Source organism: Psychrobacter sp. PP-21 (genome assembly GCF_033790785.1).
GTDB lineage: Bacteria > Pseudomonadota > Gammaproteobacteria > Pseudomonadales > Moraxellaceae > Psychrobacter.
Genome location: NZ_JAMYEB010000013.1, coordinates 26,462 through 46,981, shown reverse-complemented (window position 1 = coordinate 46,981; position 20,520 = coordinate 26,462). Strand labels below are relative to the sequence as shown.

14 protein-coding genes are annotated in these 20,520 nt (G+C 43.7%); 10 read left to right on the top strand and 4 right to left on the bottom strand.

From position 1 onward, the window contains the following. Window positions 1–45: 45 nt before the first annotated feature. From NJD71_RS10390 to cysM, 4 genes are all read right to left on the bottom strand, one after another. Window positions 46–2,580: a RelA/SpoT family protein gene (locus tag NJD71_RS10390; RefSeq protein WP_319051896.1), complete on the bottom strand. Its 2,535-nt coding sequence runs from the start codon at window positions 2,578–2,580 to the stop codon at window positions 46–48. A 379-nt stretch (window positions 2,581–2,959) separates the two neighbouring features. Beyond that, on the bottom strand, window positions 2,960–4,531 hold the full coding sequence (gene rlmD / locus NJD71_RS10385; RefSeq protein WP_319051895.1) for a 23S rRNA (uracil(1939)-C(5))-methyltransferase RlmD: 1,572 nt from the start codon (window positions 4,529–4,531) through the stop codon (window positions 2,960–2,962). Between the two features lie 70 nt (window positions 4,532–4,601). Continuing rightward, complete coding sequence (locus NJD71_RS10380; RefSeq protein WP_319051894.1) at window positions 4,602–5,426, bottom strand: 3'-5' exonuclease; 825 nt, start codon at window positions 5,424–5,426, stop codon at window positions 4,602–4,604. Between the two features lie 54 nt (window positions 5,427–5,480). Beyond that, window positions 5,481–6,443, bottom strand: a complete 963-nt coding sequence (cysM, locus tag NJD71_RS10375) for a cysteine synthase CysM (protein WP_319051893.1) — start codon at window positions 6,441–6,443, stop codon at window positions 5,481–5,483. A gap of 446 nt (window positions 6,444–6,889) precedes the next feature. On the opposite strand from cysM, the gene NJD71_RS10370 reads away from it, so the two are divergent. From NJD71_RS10370 to tsf, 10 genes are all read left to right on the top strand, one after another. Next, entirely contained in the window at window positions 6,890–10,465 is a 3,576-nt protein-coding gene (locus tag NJD71_RS10370) for an ATP-binding protein (protein ID WP_319051892.1), read from the top strand. 165 nt (window positions 10,466–10,630) lie between these two features. After that, window positions 10,631–11,443 (top strand): crotonase/enoyl-CoA hydratase family protein, encoded by an 813-nt coding sequence (locus tag NJD71_RS10365; protein ID WP_319051891.1) that lies wholly within the window; start codon window positions 10,631–10,633, stop codon window positions 11,441–11,443. A 370-nt stretch (window positions 11,444–11,813) separates the two neighbouring features. Then, window positions 11,814–13,073: a multidrug effflux MFS transporter gene (locus tag NJD71_RS10360; protein ID WP_442967674.1), complete on the top strand. Its 1,260-nt coding sequence runs from the start codon at window positions 11,814–11,816 to the stop codon at window positions 13,071–13,073. Window positions 13,074–13,438: 365 nt separating this feature from the next. Next, the gene (locus NJD71_RS10355; protein ID WP_319051890.1) at window positions 13,439–14,308 is read left to right on the top strand and encodes a substrate-binding periplasmic protein; all 870 of its coding nucleotides are present in this window, start codon (window positions 13,439–13,441) and stop codon (window positions 14,306–14,308) included. A gap of 12 nt (window positions 14,309–14,320) precedes the next feature. Further along, the gene (locus NJD71_RS10350; protein WP_319051889.1) at window positions 14,321–16,528 is read left to right on the top strand and encodes an ATP-binding protein; all 2,208 of its coding nucleotides are present in this window, start codon (window positions 14,321–14,323) and stop codon (window positions 16,526–16,528) included. A 61-nt stretch (window positions 16,529–16,589) separates the two neighbouring features. Continuing rightward, window positions 16,590–16,952, top strand: a complete 363-nt coding sequence (locus NJD71_RS10345; RefSeq protein ID WP_087814005.1) for a response regulator — start codon at window positions 16,590–16,592, stop codon at window positions 16,950–16,952. Between the two features lie 30 nt (window positions 16,953–16,982). Then, complete coding sequence (locus tag NJD71_RS10340; RefSeq protein ID WP_319051888.1) at window positions 16,983–17,432, top strand: chemotaxis protein CheX; 450 nt, start codon at window positions 16,983–16,985, stop codon at window positions 17,430–17,432. A 41-nt stretch (window positions 17,433–17,473) separates the two neighbouring features. After that, on the top strand, window positions 17,474–17,923 hold the full coding sequence (locus tag NJD71_RS10335; protein WP_319051887.1) for a chemotaxis protein CheX: 450 nt from the start codon (window positions 17,474–17,476) through the stop codon (window positions 17,921–17,923). A gap of 410 nt (window positions 17,924–18,333) precedes the next feature. After that, on the top strand, window positions 18,334–19,122 hold the full coding sequence (gene rpsB / locus NJD71_RS10330; protein ID WP_201607367.1) for a 30S ribosomal protein S2: 789 nt from the start codon (window positions 18,334–18,336) through the stop codon (window positions 19,120–19,122). Between the two features lie 375 nt (window positions 19,123–19,497). Then, complete coding sequence (gene tsf / locus NJD71_RS10325; protein WP_201607368.1) at window positions 19,498–20,379, top strand: translation elongation factor Ts; 882 nt, start codon at window positions 19,498–19,500, stop codon at window positions 20,377–20,379. Window positions 20,380–20,520: the final 141 nt, after the last annotated feature.

The window sequence follows — 20,520 nt, the reverse complement described above, 5'->3', positions numbered from 1 at the left end:
GACAACTCTATTGTTAAATAATCGATATATAGATAACGGTATGACTTAGGCGACAGCACGGCGAGCATGCAAAATACCATGTTGCTGCTCTAGCTTTGCTAGTAGCTTAGACAAATGTGCCAACCCTGAAACCTCGATATGAAACTTTAGAAAGGCAATATTGTCATCATTACTAAGGGTTTGAACTTGGCGAATATTGACATTTTCTTTGTCAATAATTTGCGTCAGATCACGTAATAAACCACGCCTGTCGTACGCTTCTACATGAATATCAACTGGTTGATAGCGACCTGATTGCACCTCCCAAGCTGCCTCGATTTTGCGTTCGGGGTCACGCTCAACCAGACGTGTATATTCAGGGCAACCGCGGTTATGAACACTCACGCCTCGTGATAACGTAATATATCCAGCGATTGGTTCGCCATGAACAGGATGACAGCAGCCTGCTAAGTTGACTTCAATATTATCTAGACCATCGATATGGATTTTGTAAGCATCAATCTTACCTGAGTCTCTATTGTCTACATGAGAGGTAAAATTCTCTGACGGTATTTCAGGCTCTAGATGCAGCTGACGCGATATATGACTGGTAAGCTGATTAAGTCCAATATCACCTGTAACAAGACCCACAATAATATCATCGGTCGTATTAACGTGAAAATGCTGAATATAGTCATTTAAATCAATACTGTTAGGATGTACAGACAGACGCTCAAGCTCTTTGCTGAGCATCTGACGACCTATCTCTATATTTTTATCACGGTCTTGCTTGTTGAACCACTGGCGCAGTTTTGAGCGCGCGCGGTTGGTATGAATATAACCTAGTGAGGCCACTAACCAGTCGCGGTTTGGCTCACGTGAAGACTTGGTGATAATCTCAACCTGCTCACCTGTTTTGAGTTGATAGGTCAGTGGTACATAGCGCTGATTGACTCGAGCGGCTTGGGCACTGTTGCCTACTTGAGTATGCACGTAGTAGGCAAAATCAAGAACAGTTGCACCTTTGGGCAGCTCGGTAATGTCTCCATCACGGCTAAAGATATAAATACGTTCGAGCTCGTCGAAATCAACGAGTTGTTCTTCTTCATCGAACTCTGTGTCATCGTCTTCGCTTGTCAGTGCGGATGAGCGCGTTTGACTACGCGTTTCATTATTAATAGACAATAACTGACGCAGTGAGCTGATTCTTTGGTTTAAGTAATTGTCCTTTTTGTTCTTCAGACCTTCTTTATAGTTGACATGCGCACACATGCCAAGCTCAGCCTCAAAATGCATTTCGTGCGTACGAATCTGCACTTCTAGTGATTTGTTCTCAGCAATGACTGCAGTATGTAGAGAGCGATAGCCATTTGACTTTGGATTGGTAATATAGTCATCAAACTGCTCAGGAATATAACGCCACAAGCCATGTACCAGACCCAAAACATGATAGCAGTCAGAGGGATTGGTTACCAATACACGTAGTGCGCGAATATCATAAAGCTGATCGAACGACAAACCCTTAAGTTTCATTTTGCGATAAATGGAATAGATGTGTTTGACACGTCCAGATACCTCACCTTCAATATTTGCCTGTGCTAGTGAATCATTGAGCTTGTCTTGCACACGCTGGATGTAGGATTCGCGTTCGCTGCGTTTTTCTGACAGTAATTTGGCAATTTCTTTATATCTGTCAGGCGCAAGATAACGAAAAGCCAAGTCTTCAAGCTCCCATTTTAGCTGTGCAATACCCAAGCGATGCGCGAGTGGTGCATAGATAGTCATGACTTCGCGTGCAACCCGGCTCTGACGCTCTTCATTAGAAAAGGTCAGCTCACGCATGGCAAAGGTACGTTCTGCCAGCTTAATAAGAACCACGCGCACGTCATTGGTGACAGAGATAAGCATACTGTAGATGTTTGACAGCTGATCACGTTGGTTGTTTACGAAGTGGTCTTCTAAGCGCTTGTTGCTTTCAATAATTTCTGAGAGCTTACCCATGGCCAAAGTGTCTTTGACAAGGGTATGGACATCTGAGCCGAAGTTTTTCTCTACTTCAGCAAGACTAATGATCGACTTACGAGCACTACGGTATAGCATAGCTGCAACGAGCGCATCTTCATCCTGATAGAGATAGGTCAATATGTCAGTCATGCCGATGCCAGTTACATAAGCCCCTGAACGCTCAGATTGGCTGGTGTTCATATGATTGCGGATAAACTCACAGGCAGCACTAAGATGAGGCACTGACTCTTGTCCAATGCGTTTGGCAACATTATCTAGCCATGTTGGGACGTCGATATTGGCTTGGTCTATATCAACAGGGTCGAGCTCTTCATTTGACTGCGCGTAGGTATTGTCCAATTGCTCATTATCAAGCTTGGGATCGCGGCCATCATAAGTATGTGCAGCGGAGCGATCAAAAGTCGTATGTAGTTTATGAGTTGCCAGCTGGTATTTGATATCGAGGGGAATTTGGGCATAGCTATTGGCCGACTGATGAGAGCGTTGACTCGCCACCAGTTGCGCCGCTAGTGTTGCACTATCGGCCTGTGTGGTCTGTCCATCCACCAGTGGTAATCCTTCACGAATCTTTACCATAGCCGACTCCTCTTAGCTATTTTGAATTGATTATAACCTCATCTACTATGCACACACTCTGAATTGACGATTCATAAAGTGCCAGCTATAAACCAATACAACTGCTAAAAATGTTATTTTTAGCAGCTATAAAATGCGCGTAAAATATATAAAGCTATGAGCGTAGGTACTTCTCATACTTTCATCTAAAATATAAGAAGATTGTTTACTATTATCTCACTTTGAAATGACAAATCAAGCGAGCGTCTGTAATGACTGTGGCTAATTGTATGAAGTAACCGCTATTTCTTGATAAGAACTGATCCAAATTTTGTATCAGATTATGTCATCATCAAACGTCTACTTAATATGGCTTATTTGTCATGTGATAAGGCTTAAATTAAACGGCTACTTTTTCAAAGCGAGCAATAGATTCAACATGACCTGTATGGCAGAACATGTCCATTACACCCGCGTGTGTTAGACGATAGCCTTGCTCTAGCAAGGCCTTTGTATCACGAGCAAGCGTTGCTGGGTTACAAGAGACATAGACGATACGCTCCGCATTGAACTTTGGCAAATACTGCATAATCTCCCACGCACCAGAGCGTGGTGGATCGATCAATAGTGCATCAAAACCTTGATTGGCCCAAGGCTTGTCAGTGCAGTCTTGCGTCAAATCTTGACTATAAAATTCAGTATTATTGATACCATTGCGGCGTGCGTTGTCAGCCGCACGTTCGGTCATGGCTTCGCTACCTTCGACCCCAACCACTGAACCTGTCTCCCCAACCAGACGCGCTAGGGGTAGACTAAAGTTGCCCAAACCGCTGAAGAGATCCAGCACTCGCTCGCCTGTTTTTAGGTCCAACAAGTCGCAAGCCAGCTTTGTCATTTGACGGTTTACAGATAGGTTAACTTGAGTAAAGTCAGTAGGGATAAACTCAAAAGTTAAGTCATATTCTGGCAGTTGATAATACAAGCGACCAAACTGCTCGCTTAAGTCGTCAGCATCGGTTAAAGCGATGCGTTGAATGCTATCAGCACCTTTCGACTGCAGATATAGCTGCCAGTTACGCGCTGCAAAGAATACTTTTAGTTTATCTATATCCGCATCTGACAATGGTTCTAAGTTACGTACGATAAGGGCAACTGGCTGATTACCATCGGGCAGCTCAGGCAAATGCTCACCCATCGCAAGTTCAAGCTGAGCAATCTTGTCGCGACTGTCCAATGTGCTAATTAGAGTCTTTAGGTTTTCGATCTCAAAGCCTATACGTGGGTCTAAGATATGACATTCATTTAACTCTGCCAAAAAGTTGCTTGAGCGCTCACGGAAGCCGACCAGCGCCGTTTCTTTTTTGACCACGTAACGTACGCCTAGACGTGCTTTGGTACGGTAGCCAAGTCGGTCGCCAACGACAGGAGGTAGCCAGTTGTCAGGAACTGCATTGGCTTGATGTACCAGCATCTCAGCAAGTACAGTTTGCTTAAAATTTATCTGACCATCTGGCTGCCAGTGCTGTAAGTTACAACCGCCGCAAACCCCAAAATGCGGGCAAGGCGGTACCGCACGTTCAGGATTTGGATTGGCAGTAATACTAATTGCATCCCCTTCTTCAAAACTGGCACGGCTATTGGTTATTTTGACCAAGGCGCTTTCACCCGGTAGGGCAAAGCTGACAAATATCTTTTTGCCGTGTTTGTCTTCAGCGTGACCATCATCAATACCAAAGCCATTACCATAGACAGCAACGCCGCGACCATCATGTGATAAGCCATCAATGTTAAATGGAATCGGTTCTGCATCCTTTAAACGACGACGCGTTTTTGATGATGGTTTAGATTTTTTCTTACTAGGCGGAATAGCAATCTTCTGAGTATCGTTCGTTTGAGCTTCATTCGTTTGAATACCACTGTTTTGTGATGTCGCATCAGATGCTATAGGCGTTTTTGAATCGGTGGGTTGCATAAACCTGCCTTAATAATAAATAAAATAAATAACTAGAAAAGGGGAGTGAGAGCTGCTGATCGTATTATGGCTATAATGTGGGTGCCGATGACCAGTCAGCAATAAATTCTTGGTGCCGCGGACTACCGTCTGCTTGGGTATACTGTGCCAGATAGTCGTAGCTCTGCTGTTGCCAAGCATCGAAGCCTGGTGAGGATAACTGCCCTGTAAGACGTAACCAGCGTAGATAGATAAGCCACGTGTTCATCACATCAGACTCACAATAGATAGATAAGGTCTGCCAGTCTCCACTCTCGACTAGATCACCGACCATGCTACCATTAACGTCAGTCTTGCCTGGTAAGCCATATAAACTGGCGACGATATCCATAGCTTCGCGGCGGCTGGCACCGTATTGACTAAATCTGTCCATCAAATCAAGGTGACGCGTGTGGAAGCGATTGACATAGTTATCAAAACGCATGTTTTTGATGCGTTCGCCTTCTTCAAACAGCCATGGCGCCGATAAATCGTACTGCATCGCACGATATATCAGTACAGGGATGTCAAAGCCCGAGCCATTCCAGCTGATGAGCTGTGGCAATGTCTCAACATCGCTAAACGCTCGAAAAAACTTAGCAAGTATGTCTTTTTCGCTAAACTTATCTGCAGTTAAAGAAAATAACGATAACTTGCCGTCTTTGATATATAACGCTGAGATACAGACAATGCGCTGTAGTGGCAAGCGCATAAAGTCATGCCCTGCCTCTTGCGTCCGGATTGCCGTCAGTGCGCTCAACGTATCTGCATTGTTGAGCTGCGCCAGCTGCGGATAGATACGACGCGCGGCATCAATATCGGCAACCGTCTCGATATCAAAGACAAGTATGGGGTCAGATGGTAGCGATTGTGACATGAATAATCCTAACTATTTATCAGCTTACTATTTGTCAGCTAGCTGGTTATAAGCTTAATTGGCGGCGTCATCTGTAGCGCTATCATCGACGCTGTATAGACCGGTTGATAAATAACGATCCCCACGATCGCAGACGATAAAGGCAATGACCGCATCAGGATTGTTTTTGGCTACTTGCGTTGCTGCCCAGGTAGCGGCGCCTGAGGATACACCAGCAAAAATCCCTTCGTTCTTCGCCAATTTGCGCATGTAAATCTCAGCAATGTTCTGGTCGACATCCATGATGTCATCTACCAAGTCTGCGTCAAAGATACCTGGCATATATGCAGCAGGCCAACGGCGGATGCCCGCAATAGAGGCTTCTTCATCGGGTTGCAAGCCAATGATTTGAACATCTGGATTTTGTTCTTTTAGATACCGTGATACACCTGTGATGGTACCTGTAGTACCCATTGAACTAATAAAATGAGTGATTTTACCGTCGGTTTGTGCCCATAGTTCGGGCCCTGTGGTTAGGTAATGTGCTTGGCTATTATCAGGATTGTTAAACTGATCCAACACGATGCCTTTGCCATCGGTTTGCATCTGTAATGCCAAGTCACGCGCCGCTTCCATACCTTCATCTACCTCAATCAACGTCGCGCCATAAGCAATCATAGCGTCTTTGCGTTCTTGCGTTGAGTTGGTTGGCATTAGCAAGGTGATTGGATAACCGCGCATTGCCGCGACCATGGCTAGCGCAATACCAGTATTGCCACTAGTGGCTTCGATCAACATGTCACCAGGCTTGATATCGCCGCGCTGTTCTGCTTGATAGATCATATTAAAGGCAGGGCGATCCTTTACAGAACCAGCAGGGTTGTTGCCTTCTAGTTTAGCCAATAGCGTGGCACCATTGTCGATGTGCTCTTGCTCAGGCAGACGCTGTAATTTAACCAGTGGCGTTTGACCGACACAATCAGCAAGCGTGGTCACTTGAGTGATAAAGTTGGCGTTTGATATGGCCGTAGCGGACATAAGGGATCCTTATTTATTTTTTAGAATATTTTTTGGGTAACCGTTTTGGATAGGGTTACTGTTTTTATTGTTTGATAATAATTTGAGACAGCTGCTTTGTATATTGGTTTATGGTGAGAAGCAAACCAAAACGTGAAGGCAGTAGAATACGCTCCCATACGTGTTGACTATGAGCGATCTATTGTGGCAAATAAAAAGTTGCGTCATTATATCATTTTGTTTTCAGCTGCGCTTATCGCATGATGGAATAATAGTGACTGAGCTAGCTTGTTAGTTGAATGGGTGTTGATGATTAACCGTCATTTATAGAATCCTGTTAAGATAATCTCAGGCGTGATACAACCTATTGTGTGAAAAAACAGGCTGGCATCGTTAATCGCTTGGGCCGCGCATGTTAGAAGTAGCATCAAAATTCACTGCAAAATTTGGTATAGAGTAGGGCGAGCATGGCATATAGAAAACGTTTCGATACCAGTAGTGCTTATGGTCAGTTGGTCATACTGGTGTTTCTACCCATCTGCGTGTTGGCAGCAGTGGGTGGTATTTTGGTGTTTCACGAAACCATGCGTGCTAGTGACTCAGAGCAAGAAGTGCTGGCCGAAGCGGTACTTATTCGTTATACACCAGTTATTGCAGAGCTGATCCCTGATCTATTAGCGCAAGAGCGTCAGCAAATAGGAAGCAGCACAAACGGTGCATCGCAAACTGCAATCACGCTTGAAAGCATACAAGATAAGCTTGGGCGCATGCAGTCTGAGCAGCATGTACAGCGTATCGCTATCATCAATGAAGGCAATCAGGTCTTGGCAACCGTTGGCTATGGTCTGAATGAAGAATGGCCTCTAATCACTGATTCGGCAAGTTTCTTGTCACAAAAACCAACGCCGGTAGGAACAGCATATGGCAGTGTTTTGGGTGAGTTTGAAGGGCAGACCTTGTGGCTACTGGTCGATATGGATAATGAGCCTCTTTATATTGCCCGTTATCGTATTGCGATGGCCCTGGTGATCACAGGTCTATTCACTATCTTAATTCTATTGCTCAGCTTAAATATCTACTCAAAACGTTGGATTGCGCCAATCTATGAGCTGCGTTTGCAGTTACAACGTACCCATGTCGACAATCTATACCAGCCTGTGCCAGTCGAGTCAGATGGTGAGCTCAATTTATTACAGCAAGATCTAGTTAGGACGTTGCGCCGACTGCATAGGAGTTTCCAAGAACTAAAAGACCACGCCGAGCAGACCGAAGATGACCTACGTTTGGCTTTTGATGAGATGGAGATGCAAAACATCTCTATCCGAAACGCACGTGATGCAGCAATCTCAACCAGCCAAGCCAAGTCTGCATTTCTAGCTAATATCAGTCATGAACTGCGTACCCCGCTAAACAGTATTGATGGTTTTATCAACTTGCTGGCGCGCCACGGTGAGCTAAACCCTGAGCAGGACTTGTACGTACAGACCATTCGTAAGTCTTCGGCGCACCTGCTCGCTCTAGTAAATGACGTTTTAGATTTTTCTAAAATTGAGGCTGGCAAGTTAGTGCTTGATCGTCATGAGTTTGATCTTTATGACACGATATACGATGTGGTCGATATGCTCTCTCCTGTCTCTGCGGAGAAGGGTTTGCGTATGGCAGTACTGTTCTACAATGATGTGCCGATGCGTATCAATGGCGATGCGCTACGCCTTAAGCAAGTACTGACCAATATCGTCGGTAATGCCATTAAGTTCACGGATAGTGGCGATGTGGTGGTGCGAGTGAGCTTGGATGATCATCGTGATAATTATCTGATGATTAGTGTGCAGGACAGTGGTAAAGGCATATCCCTTGCTGATCAAAAAATGCTGTTTCAAAGCTTCAGCCAAGGCGATCCATCCATCACGCGTCAATATGGCGGTACAGGATTGGGACTGGTCATCTCCAAACAGCTGACGCGTCTGATGGGCGGTGACATTGGGTTTCATGACAATGCTCAAGAAAATATTGCCAATCAAGGCGCGACGTTCTGGTTCCGTATGCCAGCTCATGTCGATGTGCTAGAAGCAGCAACTGGTCAGACCATTGAGCTACCAGTTTTGGCGCCGCTTGCGAGCGAGACCGATGAGTTTAATGTGTTGGTCTGGATCAATCATACCGCCTCAATACAAGTGCTCAAAGCAAGCTTGCAATACTTACCGATTAAGCTAACCCAAGCCAACTCACTACCAGGGGTACTTGAGTCGCTAAAAGAGTATGGGAATTTTTGGGATTGGGTCATTGTTGATGATGATACGCAAGACGACATGATGGCCCTGCTCAAGCAAATACGTCTGCACTATCAAGGTAAGCTGGCTGTGTTTGGCTACCAAGTCGCTGCTGACCAAGCGCTGCTGAACCGTTATCACGCTAATATCTTGTATGAGCCGTTAGACAAAAGACAGCTCTATGCGATGCTTGATACGCAAAACCGCAGCGTACCAAGTAGCTTGCAAGCGCCGCGCTGGAAAGGGGTTACGGTGCTAGCAGTTGATGATCATTTGCCAAACTTATTGGTGTTAGATGCACTATTGAGTGAGCTTGGTATTCAAGTCATCACAGCGAGTAGTGGGTTTGATGCTATAGAGATTATCAGTAAGCAACAAACCAAAAATGTCAAAACTGCCAAAAATGATAAGCAGAGTCTATCAAATAAGACGCAGCTCTCTAAAGCAGAAGCGCGTGATGAAGTAAATAAGAAATCAAGCACTGCGCTTTATACTGAAGATGCAGGAGTTGAAGATAAAGCCGCTGCCCAAGACAAAAGTCATATCGACTTGATATTTATGGATATTCAAATGCCGCGTATGTCAGGTCACGAAGCGGCCAAGCAAATTCGTAATATTGAAACTGCTGATAGCCGTATTCCTATTATCGCGCTAACAGCGCACGGCTTAGCTGATGAGCGTGACAAGTTGATTGCCAGTGGTATCAACGACTACGTTGGTAAGCCCATTAGCCAACCGCAGTTGCTACAAGTGCTACAAAAATGGCTGGGACGTACAAGCAATTCGCCACAACTCACCGCATTGTCTCATACAGACTTACAAGCATCTGGTTTACCACTCACTGACCTACCAAGCTCTGATCTACAAAGTTTTGATCCACACAATAACGATCTACAAAGCTTTGACCCACAAAGTGCCGACCTGACGCATATAGATCTTAAAGAACACGCAACGCAGTTTTCAGGTTCAAAGACAGCGCCTTATCCTATAGCCAAAGACAATGACAGGGTTAGAGGTACGCTTGATACGATAAATCAGGCAAAAGATCAGGTAAAAGTTACTCGGCCTTTATCATTGAAAAAAATTCGGGATGATTACTTACGTGACAGCCAGCCTCGAGAGGATTATAGACGAGAAACGACGCCTGAGAACCAGCCACGCTACGCAGGGGTACGCCTGCATAGTCAAGGACGCGCGCCGTTATTAGACTCACAAGCGGCACCTGTAGCGTATGCTTCTGAAGATATGAGTGCGAGTATAGATGAGAGAGTTTATGAGCAAGCAGATCATAATCTGCATCAAAACTTACACCAGACCCTAAATCAAGACTTAAATCAACACAACGTAAGTACGACCGAAGATACGTCTGAGATTTTAGACTGGCAAGATGCACTGACTCGATCAGCAAATAAACCTGATCTAGCAGCCAAGCTTATCATCATGATGATTGATACGATCAATGAGGAAAAGCAAGCATTGACTCAAGCATGGGAAGCACGTGACCGTAGCCTACTGGCACAAATCGCGCACCGTATACTGGGTGGTAGTCGTTACACAGGGGTACCGCAGTTGCGTCAGGCTAGTCAGGACTTGGAGGACAAGTGCTTATTAAATGTGCAGCATACGACACCAGTACAGTTTGCGATGATTGAGCCGTATTACGAGGCACTACTTACGGCGCTGAATAATTTACAGAGTGTTGATTTGTCTGCTTATCCGCAGCTCAATTATCATCGTTTGAGCGAAAACGATATGACATGGAAAATGATATAAAGCGATCCATCATCCCGTTATTTGATTATTTATTGCTTGAATATAAAGTCGCTGGTTTTTCATATCGTACCGTGGCAGTCAGTTATTGCTACGGTAGAGTAGGGGTAAGCCTGCTAATATTATAACCACTACTATATTTATATTATTTCATTGATAAGGACTGTTATGAACGCGATTGCAAGTTACCAATACGAGACGTTACAGGTGAGTATTGTAGACAATATACTAACGGTCACCTTGAATCGTCCACACAAAAAAAATGCCATGAGCTTTCAAGTGATTGATGAGTTGATTACTTTGGCAGATCGCATCAGCAAAGACAAAACAATACGCGCCGTTATTTTGAAAGGTGCAGAAGGTACATTCTGTGCAGGTATTGATTTGGGTGATCTAAATCATCCAAAAAATAAAGCCTTTGCTATTTGGGAGTTGATCAAGCCTTGGCAAAGCTCGTTCCAACGAGTTTGTCTGGTATGGCGGGATTTGCCAGTACCTGTCATCGCGGTATTAGAAGGCTACTGTATTGGTGCTGGGCTACAGTTGGCACTGGCTTGTGATGTACGCATCAGCGATCCTGATTGTCAGTTATCTATCATGGAAGCCAAATGGGGCTTGGTACCGGATATGGGTCTGACACAATCGGCGTTTGGTGTTGTGCGAGAAGACGTGTTAAAAGAGCTGGCTATGAGTGCGCGCATCGTTAATGCCAACGAAGGCAAAGATTTGGGGCTCATTAGCCATTGTAGCGATACTCCGCTGGAGCAAGCACAAGAGCTAGCGGCTGAGTTTGCTGAACGCTCTCCTGATGCGGTGTTAGCGAGCAAGCGAGTCATCAATGCGATGTACGAGCAACCTACGGCAACTTTATACAAAGAAAAAGTGTGGCAGTTCAAAATGATGATCGGACGTAACCGTAAGCTTGCACTTAGAAAAGCAAAGCAAGCCAGTACCGTATTTAGTAAACGCCAGTTCCGCTAATATGCTTTTACTTTAACGAGAGATAAATGAGATAGGTTAAATAGTTTCTTCCAAGCTATCTAACCTAAATATTTCTAATCTCAATATTTTTATACCCGTACTTTTTAATCAGTATTTTTAGATCTATCTAGGTAAAAGGCACACCAGACATATTTTGACAAAAAACTTTGATTGTTTTTGAGTTGTTAAGGCATGTTTCACTAGCAGTTCACAGCTATTGAAATACAGGCAGATAGCACGATATAACACTGTCCGCTTGCACAGATGCAGGTAAAGATGCACTATTGTTGTTAAAAGTGTCTCTCTACTCTGCGCCTATAATAAGCACCTAAATAACGAAGCAATCATCACTATATAAAACGGTCCAAATATGTCTGTCTCAAAACCCTCCCTCCCCAATAAGCCTATCGCCTCTGAACGCGTACGCTCTGCTGATCTGCCTGTCGCCTGGATTATGATGCTTGGGTTGATGGTTGCGGTAGGGCCCTTGTCTATAGACATGTACCTACCTGCATTGCCCTCGATGGCAAATGATTTTGGTGTATCTACGGCGTTTATGGCCAACTCTGTGCCAGCTTATTTTTTAGGTCTGGTCTTTGGTCAGCTATTCTACGGACCCTTTAGCGATCGTGTTGGTCGCGTCAAACCGTTATATATAGGTATGACGCTATACGTGATTGCGTCTGTCTTGTGTGCAACCACCAACAACGAATACGTACTGTTTGCAGGTCGTACCTTACAAGCTTTAGGAGCTTGCGTAGGGGCAGTGGTGACGCGTGCTGCTATTCGTGATCGTCTCACAGCCAAACAGACTGCAAAAGCCTTTTCAATCATGATATTGGTCATGGGCTTAGCACCTATATTGGCGCCATCGCTAGGAGCATTATTCCTACAGTTCTTTGATTGGCATTCTATATTTTGGTTCTTAGCTGCTTTTGGTGCGCTAAACTTACTATTGACCAAGTTTTTCTTCTTTGAAACCTTGACCGAAGAAAACCGTAATGTACGCCCTGCAAAAGAAGTACTCAGTCAGTATTGGGATCTACTAAAAGACCCAACCTTTAACTATCCAGCCATTGGCGGTGGGTTATTAATGGGTGCGATGTTTGTTTATATCAGCTCAGCGTCTGAGTTGATCATGGATACGTATGGCGTATCAGCGACGCATTTTGGCTGGTTGTTTGGGATGAATGCAGCAGGTTTTGTGGGATTAACTCAGCTAAACCAATGGCTCACTAATCGATTTCGCATCTTAAGTATCTTGCGGTTTGGCGCGATGATGCAGGTTATCTCTGCAGGCGTGTTGTTTGTGATAGGTCTGTTTTTGGGGACAGATGCTTGGCTACCCTTAGTGCTGGCATGTATTTTCTTTTGTATTGCAGGTTTGGGTTTGACCCAGCCTAACGCCTCAGCAATTGCATTGGCATTTCAAAAGCGCCGTGCTGGTATGGCAAGTGCGTTACAAGGCTCGCTTATGTTTTCAGTAGGTATTTTTGGTGGGCTATTACTCAATCTATTTCCCGTCAATCCTGTACTCAAGATCGGTATTGCGATGTTTTCTCTTATGAGTATTGGCTCGTTCTTGATTTGGCAAATAGACCGTAATCTCAACCTTGACGATGCAGAATAGATAAAAACCGATAAAATAAGTCAGCTATATTTTAAAAGAGCCCTTATACGTTAAGCGTATAAGGGCTCTTTTATGCTTCGTGTTTTGTATATGCACAGCCTCACTATGAGAATCTATTGTCACAAGTGTCATCTTACAATTCATATAGACAATTTTCGAAAACGCCTACCTTTAAAAAATCAAATATATCAGTAACCTATAACTAATTATACGTAATAACCAAACATTATTATTGCAATTGTAATTTTAGGTAAGTATTATCTGAACGTAACTTTCTGTAAGTAAGTATTATAGGGATATTGCCTAACCTTTCTGAATTGTCATTCAATAAAATGTACAACAACGCTAAGCTCTAAGGGTAGATTATGATGCAGTTATACCGAGTGTTACCAGTGATACTGAGTGTTGGCCTATTTGGCTGTGGTGAGTCTTCCACACAAGAAAACACCAGTACACCAGTAACAGAGAACAAGGACAGTTTCGTGAGTGAACTGCCTGATACCGCACCAACTTTGAAAGTGGCTACAACCGGAACGATGCCTCCATTTTCGTTCCAGGATGATTACGGCAATATGCAGGGCATTGATATCGATTCAATCCGTGCTATTGGAGAAGAGCAGGGCTTTAAGGTCGAGTTTTACAAAGAAACTTGGCAAAACATGTTTGACAGTGTGGCCTCAGGTGGCCGTGATATCGCGATATCAGGTATCTCGTATAAAGACGATCGTGCGGTAAAGTACGGTTTATCTACCCCTTACTTCTTTAACCCATCCTCTATCATGTATGCCAAAAGCAATGTCACCATCAATGACATACAGGACTTGCAGGGTATGCACGTCGCTGCTATGGAAGGCTCAAAGCAAGAAGATCAGCTGAATGCTATGGGCAAATATAGCGATATGACCACGCGAAGTACCGCTTATTTATTGTATGAAGATTTGATGCAAGGCAAAGTAGATGTCATCTTGCATGACTTGCCAATTCTACAGTTCACTGCAAAAAACCATCCTGAGTACGATGTGACTATCGTTCCTTATGAAGGGCAAGACAACCCTTCAGCACAGCAGGTTATTTTGATGGCCAAAGGCAACAATGAGCTGATCAATAATGTAAACGAAGGTATTGCTAAGCTCAAGCAAAAAGGGACGTTTAAAGAGATTGAGACGCGCTGGTTGGGTGGTACTGAACCTGCAGATAATAGCGCTTCTGACACTACTACCACGCAATTGAACTAAGGAATTCTGCAGATGGCAACCACACCAAATGTTGACAACAAGCGCTATCAAGGTCTAATCATTTCAATTGCACTATTCTTATCTTTGATTGGTGCTTTGCTAGCGTTTACGTTTTATACCTCGAGTCTACTAGAAAGAAACACGGCTTTAATTGACCAAACCAACCAAGTTGCCAATAGTGCACAGGCCGTAATTAAAGATCTTTTTGACTTAGACAGTAGTTATGGTGAGGATACTAAGTCCCCACACATACAACGAGTATTGAGTCGTCTAGAAGAAAACACGGCACTGATTACCAGCTCTATTGCTGCAATCCAGCAGGGCGGTACAATCACAGATACGCAAGGCAATAGTTATGATCTGCCAAACATTGATAGCAATGCACAAGCAAACATTGCTGCTGCCAATGAGCAATGGACAACACTAGAGCCTAAGATTCAAGCCTATCTAAAAGATGCTGATAATGTGATGGTGCCTTCTGCTGACGAATTGACTCAGGCAGTTGAACAGGCAAAAACATCAAGTTTGTTCATTAACGAATCTTTAGACAGTTTGACAAGAGACGTATTTGATAGCGCAGAGCGTCAAGCGACGACCATTCGTCTTATCCAGATACTGGGTGTTGCCGCGATCTTTACCTACTTCCTAATCTTCGTATTCTTCTTTGTACGCCGCTTGCGTGAGACAGATGCTGAAGCCTTTGCTGCTCGTCGCGAGACGCAAGAGATCATGGAAACGGTAAATACAGGTCTATTCTTGCTTGATAAAGACCTAAATATTGGACAGCAGCATTCGCGCGCGCTTAACAATATTATCGGTTCTGATAGATTGGCTGGAGAGAACTTTACCAATGTATTGCGTGGTCGTATTTCTGATAAAGACCTAAATACCACACAGCAATTTATTGAACAGCTATACAACCCTCGAGTTAAAGAAAAACTGGTTGATTCACTCAATCCGCTACATAAAGTCATGCTACACAACGTGTCGGATAATAAAAATCTTGATAACCGCTTCTTAGATTTTAAATTCTCACGTGTATATGATAATAAAGATATCGCGCGTATCTTGGTCAACGTAAATGATGTATCAGATGCCGTCTATCTAGAACAGCGTCTAGAAAAAGAGCGTTCACAAAACGATATGCAGATTGAGATGTTGACGACTATCTTGAATGTAAATCCAAAGATCATCAACGAATTCATTGGCAATACCCAAGCGCATATTGAGAAGATGAACAACATCTTAAAAAATCCAGGCAGCTCGCAGTATGAACTTGAGAACAAGCTAAAAGCGATTTATCGCGAGATGCACAGCTTAAAAGGTGAAGCCTCGGCACTGAAGCTGCACAGCTTTACCAAAATTGCCTCGGATGCTGAAGATAAGTTACATGCGCTGCAGAACCAAAGCCAGTTGTCTGGTAACGACTTCTTGCCACTAGCGGTACATTTAGATGATCTGCTTAGCTTATCAAACACTATCGCGACATTAGGCGAGCGTATCAATCGTTCAGCACCGCCAAAAGCAGCCACCACGCCGTTGACATCAGATGATGCTGTGGCAACAAATAGCGTACCAGTTGCTGCAACCCGTCAGCCAGTGAGTCAGTCAATCGGTAATATCAGCACTGGTGGCGGTCTAGACATCGATCTGGACAGTAATACAGAAGAAGATCGTTTGTCTTTTTATAGTGAGTTTGCAAAAGAGATCGCTGCAAGACAAGGTAAGCAAGTACAGTTAAAGAGCAATACACTGGCGCAAACTGACATCCCAGCACATCTTGCAAAACCAGTCAAAGAAATCAGTATTCAATTGCTACGTAACGCAGTCGTGCACGGTATCGAAACACCAAGCACTCGCCAAGCAGCGGGCAAGACTGACGTTGGTACGATTGATTTAGAAGTACAAGATAACGGTTCAGACTTTGTGCTGATTGTACAAGATGATGGTCAAGGTATCGACTATGACAGCATCCGAAATAAGCTGAGTGCAGAAGGTCGTTTTAGTGCGGAAGAAGCGAGCCAGCTCAGTCAAGGCGATTTGCTCAAGCAGTTATTTTCTTCTGGGTTCTCAACCAAAGAGCATGCAGATGAAGATGGTGGTCGCGGCGTTGGACTTGATATTATCAAAGCGCAAGTCAAAGAGTATGATGGCAAGCTTAATGTAAACAGTGAACTGGGTCAGATGACACGGTTTGTCATTACATTACCTAAAGCTTAACTACAACAGTAAAGATATTGTCAGGGACGACAAGCACTTCATTAAAGGTAATAGATAAGTTATGCATAAATTAATGATTGTTGATGATTCAAATATTATTAGAAACCGCATTCAACGCGCGTATGATTCAGGTCAGTTCATGCTAGTTGCGACAGCAACCAGCGGGGTTCAGGCTATCGAAAAATTCAATATCCATCGTCCTGATGTTATTACGATGGATCTGACCATGCCACAAATGGATGGACTAGAATGTATCGAAAAAATCATTGCGATTGATCCTGAAGTACGTATTTTAGTGGTGTCAGCATTGTCTGATAAAGCCACTGGTATTGAGGCGCTATCATTGGGTGCCAGCGGCTTTTTGTGCAAGCCCTTCTCAGAAGAGGAGCTTGTCGAGTCTTTGTATGAGCTGATGCAAGACTAACACCATTCATCGACTACAGCAGAGATCATTATGAAAGAACAAAAGTTACAGATTTTTTTAAGCATTATTAGTAATTACTTTGATCAGTTTGGCGGAGAAGAGCTCGTTGCTGATACGCCTTATTTGTTAGAAAACAAACAGCCAAAAGTTCATGATTATACGGGTGTTATCGGTATTTCAGGTGGACAAAAAGGCGTGGTGTACTTTTCGGCAACTCATCAATTACTGTCTTCGATTTTAGATAGCATGGGTGAAACCGATAAGAGTGATGAGAACTACATTGATTTGGCGGGTGAAGTTGCCAATACGATCGCGGGGAATGCACGTAAAGAGTTTGGTTCAGAGTTTCATATCTCTGTGCCATTTGTATTTAAGGGTGCGCCCCAAAGTATTGTGTTGCCGAACGATGAGCGTTCTTTTATCATTCCCATCACTTGGCACTCGCAAGTTGGCGAGATTGTGGTTTGTCTGCAGGATTAATGGTACTGCTGCCACGTAATACAGATGGATATTAATATATTATGTTTAAAGTAGAAAAACTGGGTGTGTTTCTAAGCTCGATCAATGCGTTTTTTTCGCAGATCGATGGCTCAGAAGTGGCTATTGATACCCCTTATTTGAATAGTAACAAGACCGCGATTGGTTTTGACTATAGCGGCGTCATCAAGATATCAGGTCCTTTAGAAGGCTGCGTCTATGTCAGTGCGCCAAGTGTGATGCTGCGCGAAGTCATTAGAGTGATGGGTGAGCCTGACTCGTCAATCACGATGATGAAAGATTTATTGGGCGAAATGGCCAATACTATCTCTGGCAACGCGCGTACAGAGTTTGGCTCAGAGTTTATTATCTCTCCGCCGCATATCGTTGAGAGTGCGCCTAGCGTCTCTTACTTGCCAAAAGACCGCCAAAGCTATATCACCCCATTCACTTGGCGTGGTCATAAAGCAGTGATTGGGATCTGTATTGCGTAATATATGCATAAAGTAGCGTCTATACAGTTGAATGAATAATAAAAAAGCGATACCAATGTGTCGCTTTTTTTTATTTTGTTAGCGCTCTATTTTGTTTTTATCTTATTGATATGCTACTAATAAACAGCTGGAGATTCAAAGGCGTTATGTGATAAAATACAGCGCAGCTATTTTTATAATTCGCTTTATAGTTTGGATTTGAGTGTTTCTTGAATCTAATGATAGCTTCTTTTTTAAACCAACCAATGACACACACATCATGGCAAAAAATTGCTGGGTGTTTGGCGACTTGATTAATTTGTGAACCGTTAGTGCTTTACTAATGAAAACTAACCGGTAGCAGATGCGTGTCGCTAAATAGGCTGTTTTTGTGATGTGGAGGCATAACCCAACCAATAGGATATATTCTCATGGCTACAAAGAACCCAACCAAAATCGAAATGCGCGACTTACTACAAGCCGGCGCTCACTTTGGTCACCAAACACGTTTTTGGAACCCAAAAATGGGTCCATACATCTTTGGCGCACGTAACAAGATCCATATCATCAACTTAGAGCACACCGTAAAAGCATTCAACGAAGCGTTGACTTACGTAAACGGCCTAGCTGCTAAGAAAAACAAAGTATTGTTTGTTGGTACTAAGCGCGCTGCAAGTGGTATCGTACGTGAGCAAGCTGCTCGCGCTGGCATGCCATACGTTGACCATCGCTGGTTAGGTGGTATGTTGACTAACTGGAAAACTCTACGCCAGTCAATCAACCGTCTAAAAGAGCTAGAAAAGCAAGCAGAAGACGGTACTTTCGCTAAGCTAACTAAGCGTGAAGCGCTAGAGCGTACTCGCGATATGGAAAAACTTGAGCGTTCACTAGGCGGTATCAAAGACATGGGCGGCCTACCTGACGCTATCTTTGTAGTAGACGTAGATCATGAAGCGATCGCTATCAAAGAAGCCAAGAACTTGGGTATCCCAGTTATCGGTATCGTTGATACTAACTCTAGCCCAGACAACGTTGATTACATCATCCCAGCTAACGATGATGCTATCCGTGCTGTGACTTTGTACGTAACTTCTATGGCTGATGCTATCATCGCTGGTAAAGAATACGCACAAACTCAAGCTGGCGGTAAAGCTGAACAAGCACCTGCTGCTACTGAAGAAGCACCAGCTGCAGAAGAAGCTGCTACTCCAGCAGAGTAAGTAATAGAATCAAAAATTTCAACGTTGTAAGGATACCTTGATAACACGTTTATCAGTATTCATATAATACGTTGAACAGCGTATAAGCTCATAATAGGCATGATGTAGTTTTACTCGTCATGCCTTGTTATTGAATAAAGCCTTATTAATAACACCATGTGTATCAGCGAGTCGCTATCGGGCGAGTATTATCGTTCCTACTGGCTATATCGCTGTACTGTAGAGATGTTATTTTTTTGACATCAACTACGGCTATATTAGTAATCGTTCAAAACGAGCTGTCTGCTAGATTTTAAGTAATACCAAGATATCGAATAGAAATACAGCACTTAGAAGTACAGTGCTCCTATAAATAACTATACTAAGGTGACTCTTATGACAGAAGTAAAAGTATCTGCCAAAATGGTAAAAGAATTGCGTGACCGTACTGGTCTTGGCATGATGGAATGTAAAAAAGCGTTAGAAGAATCAAACGGTGATGTTGAAGTTGCCATTGATAACCTACGTAAATCTGGTCAAGCAAAAGCAGCTAAAAAAGCGGGCAACATCGCAGCTGACGGCGCTATCATCATCGCTCAAGGCGAAGGTAAAGCATTCTTGTTAGAAGTTAACTGCCAAACTGACTTCGTTGCAAAAGATGATAGCTTCACTGCATTTGCAGAAAAAGTAGCTAACCTTGCACTAGAGAACAACGTCACTGACGTTGCTGCTATCTCTGCATTGCCTTATGGCGATGGCCAAACTGTAGAAGAAGCACGTGTATCACTAGTACAAAAAATTGGTGAAAACATCCAGATTCGCCGCGTTGAAACGCTTGAAGGCGCAAACATTGCATCGTACCGTCATGGTCTACGTATCGGTGTTGTTGTGTCTTATGAAGGCGGTGATGCTGATACTGGTAAGAACTTGGCAATGCACATTGCAGCGTTCAACCCTGTTGCTGTAGATGACGAAGATGTTGCGGCCGACGTACTAGCACGCGAAAAAGACATCATCGAAGCAAAAGCAAAAGAATCTGGCAAGCCTGACAACATCATTGAAAAAATGATCGAAGGTGGCCTACGTAAGTACCTAGACGAAGTTACTTTACTGCGTCAGCCATACGTTATGGACAATGAGAAAAAAGTTGGTGACGTACTAAAAGCTGAAGGCGTAAAAGTACTTGGTTTCAAACGTCTAGAAGTTGGCGAAGGCATCGAGAAGAAGCAAGAAGACTTCGCTGCTGAAGTTGCTGCAACTCAGGCTGCTAACAAGTAAGCACGACGTATATTGGACAAGGCTGCGGGTGCTCAATGAGCACCCGCAGCTTGGCTCTACTTTTTGCTTTAATCTAGAGTAGAGCATCCAAGCACAAAAAAGCCCGTTAGTCTTTTAACGGGCTTTTTTGTGTCTTAATAT

What these genes read in the sequence shown, in the direction of transcription:
- rpsB (WP_201607367.1), top strand. Translation starts at nt 18,334, where the DNA reads ATGGCTACAAAGAACCCAACCAAAATCGAAATGCGCGACTTACTACAA.
- NJD71_RS10355 (WP_319051890.1), top strand. Translation starts at nt 13,439, where the DNA reads ATGATGCAGTTATACCGAGTGTTACCAGTGATACTGAGTGTTGGCCTA.
- NJD71_RS10365 (WP_319051891.1), top strand. Translation starts at nt 10,631, where the DNA reads ATGAACGCGATTGCAAGTTACCAATACGAGACGTTACAGGTGAGTATT.
- cysM (WP_319051893.1), bottom strand. Translation starts at nt 6,443, where the DNA reads ATGTCCGCTACGGCCATATCAAACGCCAACTTTATCACTCAAGTGACC.
- NJD71_RS10335 (WP_319051887.1), top strand. Translation starts at nt 17,474, where the DNA reads ATGTTTAAAGTAGAAAAACTGGGTGTGTTTCTAAGCTCGATCAATGCG.
- tsf (WP_201607368.1), top strand. Translation starts at nt 19,498, where the DNA reads ATGACAGAAGTAAAAGTATCTGCCAAAATGGTAAAAGAATTGCGTGAC.
- NJD71_RS10390 (WP_319051896.1), bottom strand. Translation starts at nt 2,580, where the DNA reads ATGGTAAAGATTCGTGAAGGATTACCACTGGTGGATGGACAGACCACA.
- NJD71_RS10350 (WP_319051889.1), top strand. Translation starts at nt 14,321, where the DNA reads ATGGCAACCACACCAAATGTTGACAACAAGCGCTATCAAGGTCTAATC.
- NJD71_RS10370 (WP_319051892.1), top strand. Translation starts at nt 6,890, where the DNA reads ATGGCATATAGAAAACGTTTCGATACCAGTAGTGCTTATGGTCAGTTG.
- NJD71_RS10345 (WP_087814005.1), top strand. Translation starts at nt 16,590, where the DNA reads ATGCATAAATTAATGATTGTTGATGATTCAAATATTATTAGAAACCGC.
- rlmD (WP_319051895.1), bottom strand. Translation starts at nt 4,531, where the DNA reads ATGCAACCCACCGATTCAAAAACGCCTATAGCATCTGATGCGACATCA.
- NJD71_RS10340 (WP_319051888.1), top strand. Translation starts at nt 16,983, where the DNA reads ATGAAAGAACAAAAGTTACAGATTTTTTTAAGCATTATTAGTAATTAC.
- NJD71_RS10380 (WP_319051894.1), bottom strand. Translation starts at nt 5,426, where the DNA reads ATGTCACAATCGCTACCATCTGACCCCATACTTGTCTTTGATATCGAG.
- NJD71_RS10360 (WP_442967674.1), top strand. Translation starts at nt 11,814, where the DNA reads ATGTCTGTCTCAAAACCCTCCCTCCCCAATAAGCCTATCGCCTCTGAA.